Below are 13,947 nucleotides of genomic sequence, written 5' to 3'. Positions count from 1 at the left end.
ATTACCCAATATGCCCAACCGTATGAAGAATCCACACCATCACAAAGCTTAGCAGCACACCAACAATACCAAGTACCGCACCCACTTTCGCCATTTGGCTACTTTCTACATGCCCAGTGGCATGCGCGAGTGCGTTAGGCGGCGTACTGATAGGCAGTGACATACCAAGCGAAGCCGCGAAGGTCACAACAAGAATAAGCGTGACTTCACCTCCTAATGGCGTTAAAGAAGCCATGGACGTACCAAGCGCAGCCATTATTGGCATCAGCAAGTTGGCTGTGGCCGTGTGTGACATAAAGTTTGCCATTAGTAAGCAGAGGAATGCCGCGCCGAATAGCACCACATAAGGCGAGAATTCATCAAACGGAATACTGTGCACCACCAGCTTCGCAAGCCCTGTTTTGTCGAGCGCTAAACCGAGAGCAATACCACCCGATACTAACCAAAGCACATCCCAAGAGATCTTTTTGAGGTCTTCTTTGTTGATGATCCCTGTCAGCGAGAACACGGCAACCGGAATTAAAGCGACGGTGTATGAGTTCATGCCATGTGCTGAGCCCATCAACCAAAGAATGATGGTGCCAGCGAATGTGACGTAAACAATCATCGCCTTTGGTGTTTTTAGGAACTTACTTTTGATGTTCAGATCAATTTTCGTCTGCTCGGCTTTGTATAAATAACCTATCAGAAGCCAAGCGAGCGCCATCATGATCACCACAAATGGTACGCCGAACACCATCCATTCCCCAAAGGTAATCAAGTTATCACCCACGAGGTATTTCAAAGCAATCGCGTTTGGTGGCGTACCGATTGGCGTACCAATACCACCGATGTTTGCAGCAACAGGAATACAAAGCGCGAATGCAATTCGACCCGGGTCTTGAGGCCCAAACACGGCGATAACTGGCGTTAATATCGACAACATCATCGCGGTGGTCGCGGTATTCGACATAAACATCGAGAATATTGCGGTGATCAGCATCAGGCCTAACATGACAAACTTAGGGTTTTGCCCAAACGGCTTGAGCAACACCCTAGCGAGGTTCACATCCAAACGATATTTGGTTGCGGCCATTGCTAAGAAAAAACCACCTAAAAACAGCATGATGATTGGGCTTGCAAAGGTAGCCATGATTTCGTGGTATTGCAGTAGTTCGCCAAAATGAGGCAGCCCTTCTTGTGTTCTAAACAAGACAATGCCTTTGTTCGAAACGAGCAATAACTCAAGCACGATGATCACCACCGACGTGGCATAAATTGGAATAGGCTCGAACACCCAACAGAGCGCTGCCAGCAAAAAGATCGCGATAACTCGCTGTTGGACGATGGTGATGCCGTCAAAAGGAAACGCTGACAAAGGCATCAGCCAAATAAATAACGGAATCACCGTTGGGATGATGTATTTGAGATATGGGCGCATAGTACTACTACTCTTCCTGAGTTGGTTGGCCATGACATTAGGCATTTCGAGCCACATTCAGTCATCTTTCTATCAATCTGATTTTTATGAACAACTTTGCGGTTGTGAGATAGAAACATACCTGTTTGATAACTCTGAGTAGAGATTATGTACACTGTTTTGAAACGAAATTTTGGTCTTAGATCAATGAACTGGAATTCACATCAGAAAACATCTCTTATCTGTGTCCAAGCTCACTAATTACGCGATAGATACTTCTTCATCACATAATTAGTTAAGTGTTGTCCTCTCACTTCAACTTCTTGATGTTTAATCACTTTAAATCCCATTCGTTCAAAGAACGGACGAGCAGTGATACTGACCTCTGAGTACAAATACGGTAACGCTAATGACTCCGCTTGAGAGAAAATATGAGCCATCAATGCGCGGCCAACACCTGTCCTTTGATGCCGATGATGACAAAAGAAATGGTCAATGAAACCATCTGGCTGTAAGTCCGCGTAACCGACAATCTCACCTTCAATTTCGGCAATAAATGGGGTAATGGTGTCCATCCTTGCTTGCCAAGTTTGTCGTTCAAAATCATCGGGAGCCCAAGCTTTCACTTGATCTGTTTGGTAATCGCGGCAGTTTACTTCTCGAACCGTATGGTAGAAGAGCGTCCATAGTGTTGGCGCATCATCAGCGCGATAGCTGCGTATTGAAAGCATCATTACAGTGTTCCAGACAGACGAAACAAAAACGTGGTCACAATCGCGCTCACTAACAAAGTATTGATTGGCAAGTAGTGCGGAAACAAATAAGGCAGAGAGCGTAAATCTGGTTTAGTAATAACTCTTTGAGGCTGGATATCTAGGCTCGTCGCGACCTCACAAGCCCGAACCGTTAACGGATGTTTAAAAAGCCATTGTGAATAAGCGCTATAAAGTGCCACCACTCCCGCCATTCCGATGATTTCTATCAACACAATAGCCTCTAGAGTAAAAGGCAGTAAAGTTGGGCCACTTAAAAGCAGCGCTGCGGCAAAAAACCACTGTTTGTACGTCATCATCCATCCTTGAATTGCATTCTATAAATGTACATTTGAGACCAATCGTCCATGATCAGCCTTGCAAGCGTATTTTCTATAAGCCTGTGTACTAAGTTATTTTGATTACTGACCAAAATCAAGCAGACGCAAACATAAACAAATCAAGTCAGACTACCTCAACAGTATCCACACAGTTGACACGAGTGATTCGACCGTCTTCGATAATGAAAAAGGCATCTTGAGGTAAATCTTGCTGCCAAACTTGAGTGTAATCCATACCCAACAGCAATCCTCTTAGCACGATGCCTGTTAGCCCATGGCTCACCACGACAATGTCTTCGTCATGCGTTACATCACTCAGCCAGCAGGACAAACGCTCCCTTACCGACTCATAAGTTTCACAGTTTGGCGCTTGAAGGTACCAGTCATTTTGAGCCAGTAAGTTGGGAATTTCTTGCACTAAGCTGGGAATCGTTCTTTGCTCCCACTCACCAAGAGAAAACTCTTTTAACCTAGGCTCTTTGTTGAGGTTTTCATACGAGTAGTTAAGCTCTTCACATACGATTTGCGATGTTTGCAGTGCTCTCCCAAGCGTACTTGAGTAGACACGGAAAGGACGGTTTTCAACATACTGTTTGAGCGTCGTGCCAACGCGTCTTGCTTGGTCGCTGCCTTTAGATGTCAGTGAAGAGTTACAGTGACCTTGTAACTTTTTATCTGCGTTAAACTCTGTTTCACCATGGCGCAATACGAATATTCTTCTCGTCATTTCTTTACCTTAAACGGTTTAAATTAATAGGTAAGCTAACGTAAAGTCGCCAACTGGGCAAAAAACACTATTTGAGTCAAATTTGACACAGAATGACTCGCCTCATTATTCCTGAACATCCAAAATTTCATAATGGCGCTCAACATTCACGGTCACCCGCCCCCAGTCTGAATCTTTGACTCGGAGTTGATGGTGCTCAAACGTATCTCGATTTGTAAACTCTTCGTACACATCAAAGCGCAACGGGTTGTCAGGGTTTTCCACCACTTGAAACACAAGGCACCCAGCCTCGCTTTTAGTTAATCGCATATGAATAGGCAGCGCACTTTTTACCGTTTCAAGTTCCTCTTCAGGCACCAATATAAATCCTTTTAATATGACTTTGGGCATCACGACTCCATCGCTATGTTACTACCTACAAAAAACGCATAACCGAAAAGTTATGCGTTAAAACCATTAATACTGATTGAAAGGTTACCCAATTATTTTAACGTGATGGTAAACACCTCGTTGTTCACGCCACCAATCATCATTGGTTTTCCAAGCTGATCTTGCTGGACAAAGAGCGTGGTTTTTAACTCACGACTTGAGTGACGAGATTTACTTTTGCGAACCACAAGCACATCAACAACGTAATCCGAATATTCCTTAATCACGGAGCCTGAGAGCTCGATGATTTCCTCATCATTGTCTTCAACGGCGTCAAATCCTCGATCAACCTGTATCGGTGCTGAAACCGAGGTTTGTCCGTAGTTTAAAACCGCAGTTTGAGGCTCTTCAAGCTGTGAAGCAACACTAGTAAAGGCAATAAAACACGTTGCCAATAACGCTTTGGATATTATTTTCATTAGTATTTTTCTGATTTCCGGCAAGCAAATAGAAATAAAAACCTTAGATAAGAGTTTGATAAATAGTTAATAATGGCTATCTAAGGCGTGACTGGAAACAATACCGATTTCATTGCGAATAAACAACTTTTACAGCATGTATAGTAATGTGATTTATCTCATCTCGTTCGTAGACGTTTGCAGTAACCACACGAAAGCCTGACTGTTCTAGTTCCGTAATCAAAGATTGTTGTGAAGATACATGTCGATAAACATGGTCATTTTTGGTGATTTCGTAGCTATTACTGTCTTTGGCACACAAGCTGCTCACAAAGAAAACGCCATTTTCAACCAAAGAATTATAGATATGACCTAGAAAAGTATTCCGATCTTCACCAATGATGCAGTGTAAACAGTTTCCGTCGATCACCACATCATAGATCTCTGGAATCTCAAGCGTTTTCTCGGTCAAGTCCGCGACGTAAAACGCCCCTTGAATGCCAGTATCTCTCGCTTTTTCTTTTGCCCAAGATATGGCAGTCGGTGAAATATCAATACCTGTTACTTCAAAGCCTAATTTAAAAAATGCTCGACAGTGATGCCCTTCGCCGCAGCCAACTTCCAAGAGTTTGCCAAAAGTCGGAGCTCCTTCTAGCTCAGTAAAGCGCTGAACAAGAATGGCTTGCGATATGCGCTCATTGCCTCCCCATCCTTCCCAGCCCTCTTTTCGGGCTTGAACATACATATCCTCGTGGACATGGTAGTTCGATCTCATATTCATCCTTGATAATTCCTTACGTTAAAGCGCTATCGACCTATCAATATATTACGGGTTGTACGACTCAACATGTTCATGTACTGCGTGCATTATCGACGCTTTAATATCCTTTAAATATTTCGCGTGTGGGCACCACATTGAAAGCGGCAGCTTCATCCCTTCTAGCATTAGGTCGATACTCACTGGCTCGATACCCTCTGCTTTAAACTGAGGCTTGGTTAATGCTTTGGGTAGCCACGACCACCCTAACCCCTCTCGCACCATATTGATGACAACGGAGAGCTGATCAACTTGCTCATTATTGGCTGAAAATATGAATTTCTCTTTTAAGCCTTCATCAACTAGCGATTTTAGAATGAACTGTCTCTCGGTCACCATCGCGTCAACAACTGAGTTCTGATCTAATTTCGCTAACCGTCCACCAGCTTGAACATAAGGAACGAACTCGACGTGGCCTAAAAAAACCGAGTCCATACTGTGCATCGCGCTACTTTCGTGCACATTAACTAATCCAAAGTGGATTGAGCCATCAACAATACCGCGCTTGATTTCAGCGCGATCACGCACTAATAACTCAACACGCATGGTCGGAAAATCTTTCGCTAGTTGTTTGCGAATCATGAACAAAGCAGAAGGCGGCATAAAGCTCGAATAGGCAATCACCACGCGCTCCAAACCTCCGAAAGAAAGGCTCAGTGCGATGTTTTCAAATATCCTCGCCTGTTCGACTGTTTTCTTGGCGTAGTGATAAAGCAAGTGACCATCTTCGGTAGGCTCAACAGAACGGCCTACTCGGTCAAATAAAGTGATAGCCAACTGATCTTCAAGATTGCTGATGACTTGCCCCGTTGTCGTTCGGTGCTTATTGAGCTTAACGGCTGCTTTACTAAATGATAATTCTTCATACACAGTGACAAATGCCAACAGCTGCTCAAAGTTAAACGTCATGTTATTCCCCCACGTTCAGTGACTTACTCAAAATATCACTATCATTCACCGTCGTGTCATTAGAAATGAGTGAGATGTGACAATCGATCAGTTTATTGCCTCGCGGTTTACTATTCCAGATTTCTATACCATCGAGAGCGCCATGAGTTTCTTGACAGGGAAATCAAACGTAGGCTCAACAAACTCATACTGGCCTGCGATCGTTTCTAACTCCGAACTCCCATTGTCATAAGTCAACTCTAGTACGCCATACACCGCATTATTGGTATGACGTAACGCTGCAACCGGAGACATACGCTTGACTAAACAGGCCGTAAACACCACCGCTATTAAGTCCCCAACACCAGCAGGTGGCGTTTCAAAATCTAGCATCGGCCTTTGACTTAGATAGATAGATTTCGGTGTCGCTAGCATCATCGTGAAGTGTTCTTCAAGCTCAATACTTGTCACAAGGATGAGCTTCGGCCCCATTTCGAGGGCCTTTTGGCAAGCCTGCGTCGCTGATTCAACATTACTAATCTTGACTCCTGTAAACTGCTCCAGCACATACTTACTCGATACAATCACGTCGGCCATTGGCATCAGGCTCTCAAACAATGGAGTGTGAGACTCTTTATCAGCGATAGGCTCAGCGAGCTCTGGGTGACAGACATAAAGTACTTGGCGACTTTCCTCCTTTAATCGCGTAACTAACTCACAAACTGAATCGCAGAACTTTAAGTCCGTTTGATAACCCGCAATGACAGCGCCACATTCGGATAGCTGACGGAGGCTTTCTACACCATCCGTCAACGCTAGTAATTCATCGGTAAGGCTTCTACCGACAAACACCTCACGGTCTCGTATTTGTTGTGCATTCTGAACAGCGTGGATTGGCCATATGTCCAACCCCATTCGTTGAACAGGAAACCCGGTCACGCTGCTACTTAAATGCCTACCTACGCCGTAAGTTTTAATTGAAATGATACCTTTCATCGCTATGCCTACATTACTTTGCTGTACATCTATTCATTGAGTATTCGGCATAGCAATTACGCTCGAATCCCTCGCTATCAAGTGTTCTCACAAATTATCGAGGTTATCCATAAGCTGGTAGAAGAAACCAATTGAACGACCGTATTCGTCTACACGGATGCGCTCATTCACACCATGGAAACCTTCAAACTCTGTTGTATTCTCCAACTGAATTGCCGTAATCGTGTAAACATCTGGTGCAAAATCACTGCGATCTTGATTGGAAATCGTTGGGAATTGCACCGCTTTTGATAGGCGTTTTCCTGCCCCATCTAAGTCGACCTTAACTTCGATTTGCTCCACGCCTTTCATCTGCATTGAGCTAAAGCCTTGATCGCTTGCCGCCCAAGCTGAAATGCCCGCAGTAAGGGCAATTGCTGAAGCGACGCCAGCGAAAATTTTTGAATGTTTTGTCATGTCCATTTTCCTTTTCAATAGGAAGTGAATTAGATTATTGCTCGTTGATATGGTCAGTATTATCGAAAAGCGTTACCTCAACCAATCGCTTATGTAGGACCTAACCCTACAAATGGTTTCATCGCATAAGGACGTAATAGACAACCATCAAAAGCTTCGCTCGCAGAGCTCATAACCGTTGGGAGCTGGTGACATATGAATGCGCCGAAGTGTTACAAGTCAGCGCTTTTTCTGATCTGCATGCTTCATGTGAACATCAATTTGAGGGTAAGAGATTTCAACATGATTCTCTTTGAAGAGTTGATTAATTTTCTTATTCACCAAATGCAATGTTGGTAAACGATCATCAATGGAGTTGATGTGAAATCGAAGCTCGAACTCTAAACTTCTATCGTCAGGGCATTAATCGTTTCCGGCCAAATCGACGAACACTGCCCTTGAGTAAGCTTAGTCAAAGATTCAATGATTCATTGTCTTACATGAACAAAAAACGTGCATTCATGACATTGATGAGCTGGCAATAGCTCTACTGTTCAGGCTTTGAGTAGCAAGCGCATCACTCTTCGGTTTTCGGTGCAGAACAAGGCTCAGATTTTACTTACACCATTTGTAGGATGGCGTCCTACAAATGCGATTATCAGCTTTTCATCTCTTCCCTTATCTTTGCCTCATCCAAGACAAACGAGACAACTTCATGAACACAATGCCGCACGAGCTGGTATGGGGTGAAATCTATTTCCCGCCGCTGCTTTTAGTCATCGGATTGGCTTACGTTCTGACCACGATGGTGACTTCTCTAGCAACGAGATGCGGACTACATAAGTACGTTGCATTCCCTGCACTGGCAGAGCTAAGTCTGATTGTCATTTTTACCGGCGTTATTGGCCAATTTATTTCGATCTTTTGAGGAAAGCACACTGTGATTAAACGTTATCTCATTACCCTTATTTTGTTGTGTACCGCGGGTACTGTGCTTTACACCCACTACCAAACATACACAAACAATCCATGGACGCGAGACGGACAGGTGAGTGCCTATGTTATCTCCATTACACCTCGAGTCACTGGGCAGGTTACGCAGGTGTATGTTGCTGATAACTCAAAAGTAAAAATGGGAGATTTGCTGTTTGAGATTGATCCAAGCACATACGTTGCGTCTTACCACAAAGCACTGGCAAACCAGAAACAAGCGACTGCATTGCTAGCAAAGGCACAAAATGAAGAACAGCGAGCACGAAAATTAGAGAAACGTACGCACGGTGCGGTACCTGCGTTAACACTTAGCAATTTACATAATGCCGTACAAACAGCGCAGGCAAATGTTGAACTAGCGAAAGCAAACATTGAAGAAGCGCAGCTTAACTTGGACTTCACCAAAGTTTACGCGCCGACCGATGGTTACATCACCAATCTAAACGTTCGAGTGGGCTCTCAAGTGGTCGCTAACTCCCCTGTTGTCGCCCTTATTGATGAAAATAGCTTCTGGATTGAAGGTTACTTTAAAGAAACAGACCTCGCGGGCATTGCCCCTAACGACCGCGCAACCGTGACATTACTCATGCATGATGACGTCGCGTTAGAAGGCAAAATCAAAAGCATTGGTTTTGGCATTGCGAAAAAAGATGGCACAACAGGAAATGACCTTCTGCCAACAGTGAACCCTAACTTTCAGTGGATTCGCTTAGCTCAACGTATCCCAGTCAAAGTGACATTGAATGAAATGCCAAAAGATCTGCAGCTTCGCGTAGGCATGACGGCATCGATAAAAATCATCAAACACTAATTAGGTGAAGGTCATGCTGAGTTCATCGACTAAAGAAGCAATAAAAGCAGCGCTCTCAATTGTTGTCGCTATTTGCCTTGCACTGTGGTTTCAGTGGGAAAAACCTTATTGGGCGGCCATTGCGGTTGCTGTTATGGCACTAAATGAAAGCTTTGCCCACTCAATTCATAAAGGACACAACCGCGTTTGGGGAACGCTCATCGGAATCGCTTATGCACTTTTCTTAATTGGTACGTTTCCTCAAGATCCATTTTTGTTTTTGAGCTTTTTAACTCTGTTTCTTGGCTTGTGTATTTTCATGTCGAGTGACGAAAAATATGGCTACATATTTTCGATGGCCTTTACGGTTTGTGCGTTAGTTGCTTGTATGGGTCAATTTGACGACCAAACTATATTTCATTTCGCGATATTACGACTTCAAGAAACAGTTCTAGGTGTAATAACATTCTCTGTTGTTTATCGAGTCATTTGGCCAGTAAATACTGAGCAGAAATTTATTCAGCAGTTTGAAGACAGTCGAACGTTGCTACTGGAAGCTCTTAAAAATAAGCACGACTTTAACCTTGAAGCGCTAGAAGCCAATTCAGGAAATATCAACAAGCTTTATCAACTGCTTAACCTACCGTTAAAAGGCAGCTATCGGCTCAGACAGCACCGACGTGCTTGGCTTGAGCGAGTCAACGAACTGACTCACATTCAAGAAAAACTACTAAACCGAGGGGATAAGTCAAATTCAAACAGTGCAGAATGGAAAGCTCTTACCGAACAGTTAGAAAACTTTTATGTAGATAAGCCTCAAACTTCGCTCATTGGTGTCAAAGATAGCGATAAAATAGAAAGCGTTAACTCATCACTTCGCCAAGGAAAACGAACATTTTCCCAACATATCAAAGAGGATAAAAGTAAAGTGTTTCACGGGGTGTCAATGTTCGTAACATCATTGCTCGTTTGGATTTATCTCCCAATACCCGGTGGTTCTATTTTTCCGATGATCGCAGCGGCTTTTTCTTGCATCTTACCTACAATGTCACCGAGCGTACTTAAAGATGCTTTCTTTGGTGTTATAGGCACAGGAACCGTAATTCTACTGGAGTACGTGTTTTTGATGCCACTCATGACTGAGCTATGGCAGTTGGCATTATTTTACTTCATCAACACGATAGTAATTTGGGAGGTATTTTCAACACCCAAAATGCTGATTCATCGAGTTCTAGGGATTAATCTATTGGTTGTACTGACCTCCGGCGCGTTAAACCTGACTCCAATATATAGAATTGAAACACCAATTTTAATGCTGACGAATATTTTAATTATTCTTCTGATCGGCAAATTGTTTTCTGACCTGTTTTGTAAACCTCAAAATGTGCGCAGAGTTTAGAAACTCGATATTAATAGCCATGCTATTCATGTAATGAATTATCAAAATAAATTTTGAAATAACACATACACATTTTTAGAAAATGGGTATTTAGAATATTAAAGAGAGACCATTGTGAAATTAAAAATAGGACTGGTATTTTTAACCACTTTATTTACCCAGTTAAGTTTTGCTCAAGATTCATTTTTCCCTTTTTGGGGAGATGAAGCAGAAAAGCGTGGCTATTCACTGCCAAAACCTTATGGTCTTTCCCTTTCATACATGGACATGAGCAATCCAATCACGGTCAACAGCATTGATTTAACAGGACATCCGGTACTTGAGGCACTTGATATTGATGCTAACCACGCCGATTTTAAAGGTTCCAATATTACTCTAAGGGGAGACGTGTGGATTTTCCCGTTTATGAATATCTATGGAATTATTGGTTATACCCAAGGCACGAGCACAGCAAAAATTAACGCTTTAAGTTGCGATACTTCCTCCGTGCAAGGTATCGGAAACAAAGTTCTGTGTTCGCTGCTCGATGCCGCGGGTGACGAACTACCGGATAGCGCCGCATTTGAGTTAGAGATGGACGGAGGAACCTATGGAGCAGGCACCACATTAGCTGGCGGTGTGGGAAATTGGTTCGCACTACTCGATATGAACTACACCTACACCAGCATAGCCGCCATTGATGGCAATATTAAAACCTTCGTGGCTGCCCCTAGAGTCGGATATCGCTGGCAATACGATGGCGGACGCGAACTGCGCGTATTTGTTGGCGCCATGTATCAAAATGTTCAACAAGAATTGTCTGGTGACCTCAAAAGCTTAAACCTACCACCGCAACTACTTGGCTTAGTTGAAAACTTGAGCCCTGATGCGGGCTTCAATGTCAGTCAAAGTGCCGATGAGAACTGGAACAGTGTTCTTGGTTTCCAATATGCCTTTAACAAAGACTGGGAGATATTGATGGAGGCCGGATTTGGGGAACGTGAGACCTTATTCTTTTCATTAGGTCGTCGATTCTAGGATTGAAAGCATGACAAGATTACTTCCTATTGTTTGTCTATTTCTATCTGAAGCAACTCTCGCCGAAGCGGCTAACCAAAAGTCAGAAATGCAAGAACTGACAAGCTATCAGCAATATCAAGCGTGGCTTGAGAACTTATTGCTGGAACTAGGCGCGGATGGTCAGTTCGATCCTGAAAAAGGCATCGACTGGAGTGTCATGCCCGGTCCCTTTTATACTCCAGAGAAAAAGTTTGGTATTGGCGTCTCGGCGGTCGGCCTCTATAAGCCAGATATCAATGATATCGACTCCCAACCAAGCTCTATTACCGTTAACGGTTTTGGGTCAATAAATGGTGCTTATGGGGTATCTATCAACAATGCCAACTACTTAACCAACGATAAATACCGTTTGTTTGTTGACGCTGAGCTAACGGATGCTCCCGATGTATTTCATGGTCTGGGCGTTGATGCAGGAATGCACAATGAACGAGTTAATTATGACCGACGCAGTTATTCCGCCTCAATCACTGGTATGACACGTGTATTACCATTTACCTACTTAGGCATAGGGCTCTCCTTTTTCCACAATGAAGCATCCAACGCCAAACAAGAAAATACACACATCCCCTGGATAGGTGATGATTTGGCGGAGTTTCCTAGCACGCAGCGAAATATTGGCGGCATGCTCAACCTCACTTATGACTCTCGGGACTTCGCCCTAAATGCCTCAAAAGGCAGACTGATTGAGCTTGAATACCAGCGCTTCAGCACTGAATTAGGCTCAGATAATGATTTTGAACGTGTGAGGCTTAATTACAGCGATTATCGTTCCCTATCGTCAATTCCTGGTGTTTTGGCCTGGCAAATACGCTCCGAATCCAACTTCGGCGACGTGAGCTGGGATCAAATGGCAATGCTCGGAGGCGCTGAGGCTCTTCGAGGCTATGAACAAGGCCAATATCGCGGCAGAAATATGCTGATTTCCCAAGTAGAGTACCGGCAGCCGCTATCTGGGCGCCATGGCATGGTGTACTGGTTAGGAGCAGGCACACTGGCTGAAGAATTTGATCAACTGGGTCAAGACGAATGGCTCTACTCTGTCGGCGTTGGCTACCGATTTGAAATCAAGCAGCGAGTTAACCTGCGCTTAGATATCGGCTTTGGTAACGATCAAAGTGGATTTTACTTTGCAATTAATGAAGCGTTTTAACTGAAATGAACCGTATACTTTTTATATCTCTTTACACTGCCACCCTTTGTACCTTCTTGGCTGGATGCTCGTCCGACAATTGGGCAATTCATGCGATGCCAAGTTCGAATCAGGCCGCTGATATGCTCGCAGGTGATCTGACGACCAATCAAAATTGGTATTTGGATGAGTCTCGCTACCCTCAATTGACCGTACCGCAGAACGTACGCCCGTGTTGTGCCTTTGGGGATATGCAGAAAGTCAAAATTGGACCAGTTCCAGTGCCCTTTTTCCGACTGAACAACGTTGTCGAACTCGAGGAGATAGGCCCACACAAGTTTGCCAGCGGGATATATCACTACACACCGTCATCCTCATCGGCATTGGGTCATGGCGGTAGCGAAAATAACGGAATCTTATACACGCAAAAAGGTGGCTTTATCGACCTCGCCCATGTGCGCGATACCGCCGATGACACCATGGGCTTATTTTTCGAGATACTCGCCAACTTAGGCCAAGCCCATCGCATTGATTTACCTGCTGAATTAGGGCCAAGATACATCGAGATGGCCTCGTTCGACGCATCTTCTCTAACCGATGAACAAAGGTGGTCTGTGGCCGCTCATTTAGCCGCACGCTTAGCCTACTTCAAGGCTGAATCCCACGAGATCGCCCAGTGGCACGGCTACGCAAGTTTTTCAGGTTGGCCAGAAACCATTTCCGCCTACTCGCTTGAAGACCTCTACTCCAACATGTTGGGAGCTAAAATTGTACTTAACCTCATTCAACAATATAAGATGCTGAGCGAAAGAGAATACAACCAAAATGTCAGCTTGCTTCTCAATGCAAGTCTGCAAGAACTTGGCGTCGTTGATAAATCTCAATCAAAACTGGTATTAGCCGCCGTCGACGGTAAATGGTGGAACTCACACGAGTCAATCCCAAACAAATACATGGTTCTGCAACGTAACTATGACCTAGGAGATATACAAAAGCCCCACCGACTAACACCGGAGTTATTAGGAAAAGAGAACTCGAACTTACAGTATCTCGCGCAATCTCCCGCGATAGTGCTCACCATACCAGCATCTGTAGAGTCGCTGGATCTAGATAACATTGCCAAGTTAGTACTTGAAGTAGCGCCGAGTTACGCAGATACCTTCAACCACATCCCAAAACGTATCTGGTCAGAGCGTATCGAACATACCCAGTTTCCTGTCATTGCGAAGTATGCAGAGTTACAAGATGGTCAAGAAATGAAAGCGTTAGATGTAACGGAGAAGTAATTTAGAGAAATAATAGCTGCACATAACCTCTCATTTAGAAATGACATACCCTAAAGTGTACGAATTCAGACCTGAGCTGACAGCTACCCACTTTTAGACTCGGTGCCTG

Annotated in this window: 16 protein-coding genes and 1 pseudogene; 6 read left to right on the top strand and 11 right to left on the bottom strand. The window is 44.0% G+C overall.

Features of this window, described 5'->3' with window-relative positions; genetic code table 11:
* Position 1: 1 nt before the first annotated feature.
* The 11 genes and pseudogenes from ACF8CV_RS12935 to ACF8CV_RS12885 form a co-directional block, all read right to left on the bottom strand.
* Positions 2–1,420 carry a DASS family sodium-coupled anion symporter gene (locus ACF8CV_RS12935; protein ID WP_171056009.1) on the bottom strand — a complete coding sequence of 473 codons (1,419 nt, stop codon included), beginning with the start codon at positions 1,418–1,420 and terminating at the stop codon, positions 2–4.
* 236 nt (positions 1,421–1,656) lie between these two features.
* Positions 1,657–2,133 carry a GNAT family N-acetyltransferase gene (locus tag ACF8CV_RS12930; RefSeq protein WP_005480622.1) on the bottom strand — a complete coding sequence of 159 codons (477 nt, stop codon included), beginning with the start codon at positions 2,131–2,133 and terminating at the stop codon, positions 1,657–1,659.
* Positions 2,133–2,468 carry a hypothetical protein gene (locus ACF8CV_RS12925; protein ID WP_025609618.1) on the bottom strand — a complete coding sequence of 112 codons (336 nt, stop codon included), beginning with the start codon at positions 2,466–2,468 and terminating at the stop codon, positions 2,133–2,135. The genes ACF8CV_RS12930 and ACF8CV_RS12925 overlap by 1 nt, the downstream gene beginning before the upstream one ends.
* A gap of 148 nt (positions 2,469–2,616) precedes the next feature.
* Positions 2,617–3,219: a histidine phosphatase family protein gene (locus ACF8CV_RS12920; protein ID WP_025498967.1), complete on the bottom strand. Its 603-nt coding sequence runs from the start codon at positions 3,217–3,219 to the stop codon at positions 2,617–2,619.
* A 105-nt stretch (positions 3,220–3,324) separates the two neighbouring features.
* A complete protein-coding gene (locus ACF8CV_RS12915) occupies positions 3,325–3,609 on the bottom strand; it encodes a putative quinol monooxygenase (RefSeq protein ID WP_025792189.1) in 285 nt (94 codons plus the stop codon).
* 92 nt (positions 3,610–3,701) lie between these two features.
* Positions 3,702–4,067 (bottom strand): hypothetical protein, encoded by a 366-nt coding sequence (locus ACF8CV_RS12910; RefSeq protein WP_138938721.1) that lies wholly within the window; start codon positions 4,065–4,067, stop codon positions 3,702–3,704.
* A gap of 109 nt (positions 4,068–4,176) precedes the next feature.
* The gene (locus tag ACF8CV_RS12905; protein ID WP_005495284.1) at positions 4,177–4,827 is read right to left on the bottom strand and encodes a bifunctional 2-polyprenyl-6-hydroxyphenol methylase/3-demethylubiquinol 3-O-methyltransferase UbiG; all 651 of its coding nucleotides are present in this window, start codon (positions 4,825–4,827) and stop codon (positions 4,177–4,179) included.
* Positions 4,828–4,872: 45 nt separating this feature from the next.
* Positions 4,873–5,772, bottom strand: coding sequence for a LysR family transcriptional regulator (locus ACF8CV_RS12900; protein WP_017448586.1), 900 nt, complete (start codon positions 5,770–5,772; stop codon positions 4,873–4,875).
* 123 nt (positions 5,773–5,895) lie between these two features.
* Positions 5,896–6,747 (bottom strand): pyridoxal kinase, encoded by an 852-nt coding sequence (gene pdxY, locus ACF8CV_RS12895; protein WP_138938722.1) that lies wholly within the window; start codon positions 6,745–6,747, stop codon positions 5,896–5,898.
* An 87-nt stretch (positions 6,748–6,834) separates the two neighbouring features.
* Entirely contained in the window at positions 6,835–7,203 is a 369-nt protein-coding gene (locus ACF8CV_RS12890; protein WP_025542164.1) for a hypothetical protein, read from the bottom strand.
* Between the two features lie 219 nt (positions 7,204–7,422).
* A pseudogene (locus ACF8CV_RS12885) lies at positions 7,423–7,587 on the bottom strand (hypothetical protein); the annotation flags it as partial.
* Between the two features lie 310 nt (positions 7,588–7,897).
* On the opposite strand from ACF8CV_RS12885, the gene ACF8CV_RS12880 reads away from it, so the two are divergent.
* The 6 genes from ACF8CV_RS12880 (at position 7,898) to ACF8CV_RS12855 (ending at position 13,838) form a co-directional block, all read left to right on the top strand.
* Positions 7,898–8,110, top strand: coding sequence for a DUF1656 domain-containing protein (locus ACF8CV_RS12880; protein ID WP_005454886.1), 213 nt, complete (start codon positions 7,898–7,900; stop codon positions 8,108–8,110).
* Positions 8,111–8,122: 12 nt separating this feature from the next.
* Positions 8,123–8,986 (top strand): HlyD family secretion protein, encoded by an 864-nt coding sequence (locus ACF8CV_RS12875; RefSeq protein WP_392417260.1) that lies wholly within the window; start codon positions 8,123–8,125, stop codon positions 8,984–8,986.
* 13 nt (positions 8,987–8,999) lie between these two features.
* Positions 9,000–10,364: an FUSC family protein gene (locus ACF8CV_RS12870; protein ID WP_171056010.1), complete on the top strand. Its 1,365-nt coding sequence runs from the start codon at positions 9,000–9,002 to the stop codon at positions 10,362–10,364.
* Positions 10,365–10,478: 114 nt separating this feature from the next.
* Positions 10,479–11,381 (top strand): hypothetical protein, encoded by a 903-nt coding sequence (locus ACF8CV_RS12865; RefSeq protein WP_138938724.1) that lies wholly within the window; start codon positions 10,479–10,481, stop codon positions 11,379–11,381.
* 10 nt (positions 11,382–11,391) lie between these two features.
* Positions 11,392–12,573 carry a BamA/TamA family outer membrane protein gene (locus ACF8CV_RS12860; RefSeq protein WP_138938725.1) on the top strand — a complete coding sequence of 394 codons (1,182 nt, stop codon included), beginning with the start codon at positions 11,392–11,394 and terminating at the stop codon, positions 12,571–12,573.
* Between the two features lie 95 nt (positions 12,574–12,668).
* Complete coding sequence (locus tag ACF8CV_RS12855; RefSeq protein WP_230391724.1) at positions 12,669–13,838, top strand: DUF4056 domain-containing protein; 1,170 nt, start codon at positions 12,669–12,671, stop codon at positions 13,836–13,838.
* The last annotated feature ends 109 nt before the right edge of the window (positions 13,839–13,947 follow it).

Origin of the sequence: Vibrio sp. zbq_1, assembly GCF_043102935.1 — a bacterium.
Taxonomy (GTDB): Bacteria; Pseudomonadota; Gammaproteobacteria; order Enterobacterales; family Vibrionaceae; genus Vibrio; species Vibrio parahaemolyticus.
The sequence above is the reverse complement of the archived record's forward strand: the minus strand, read 5'-3'. Positions and strand labels throughout refer to the sequence as shown.

Excerpts from the sequence above, each read along its gene's own strand:
- ACF8CV_RS12915 (WP_025792189.1), bottom strand. The coding sequence starts at position 3,609 with ATGCCCAAAGTCATATTAAAAGGATTTATATTGGTGCCTGAAGAGGAA.
- ACF8CV_RS12855 (WP_230391724.1), top strand. The coding sequence starts at position 12,669 with ATGCCAAGTTCGAATCAGGCCGCTGATATGCTCGCAGGTGATCTGACG.
- ACF8CV_RS12890 (WP_025542164.1), bottom strand. The coding sequence starts at position 7,203 with ATGACAAAACATTCAAAAATTTTCGCTGGCGTCGCTTCAGCAATTGCC.
- ACF8CV_RS12870 (WP_171056010.1), top strand. The coding sequence starts at position 9,000 with ATGCTGAGTTCATCGACTAAAGAAGCAATAAAAGCAGCGCTCTCAATT.
- ACF8CV_RS12880 (WP_005454886.1), top strand. The coding sequence starts at position 7,898 with ATGAACACAATGCCGCACGAGCTGGTATGGGGTGAAATCTATTTCCCG.
- ACF8CV_RS12905 (WP_005495284.1), bottom strand. The coding sequence starts at position 4,827 with ATGAATATGAGATCGAACTACCATGTCCACGAGGATATGTATGTTCAA.
- ACF8CV_RS12920 (WP_025498967.1), bottom strand. The coding sequence starts at position 3,219 with ATGACGAGAAGAATATTCGTATTGCGCCATGGTGAAACAGAGTTTAAC.
- ACF8CV_RS12930 (WP_005480622.1), bottom strand. The coding sequence starts at position 2,133 with ATGATGCTTTCAATACGCAGCTATCGCGCTGATGATGCGCCAACACTA.
- ACF8CV_RS12925 (WP_025609618.1), bottom strand. The coding sequence starts at position 2,468 with ATGACGTACAAACAGTGGTTTTTTGCCGCAGCGCTGCTTTTAAGTGGC.
- ACF8CV_RS12860 (WP_138938725.1), top strand. The coding sequence starts at position 11,392 with ATGACAAGATTACTTCCTATTGTTTGTCTATTTCTATCTGAAGCAACT.
- ACF8CV_RS12935 (WP_171056009.1), bottom strand. The coding sequence starts at position 1,420 with ATGCGCCCATATCTCAAATACATCATCCCAACGGTGATTCCGTTATTT.
- ACF8CV_RS12910 (WP_138938721.1), bottom strand. The coding sequence starts at position 4,067 with ATGAAAATAATATCCAAAGCGTTATTGGCAACGTGTTTTATTGCCTTT.
- pdxY (WP_138938722.1), bottom strand. The coding sequence starts at position 6,747 with ATGAAAGGTATCATTTCAATTAAAACTTACGGCGTAGGTAGGCATTTA.
- ACF8CV_RS12900 (WP_017448586.1), bottom strand. The coding sequence starts at position 5,772 with ATGACGTTTAACTTTGAGCAGCTGTTGGCATTTGTCACTGTGTATGAA.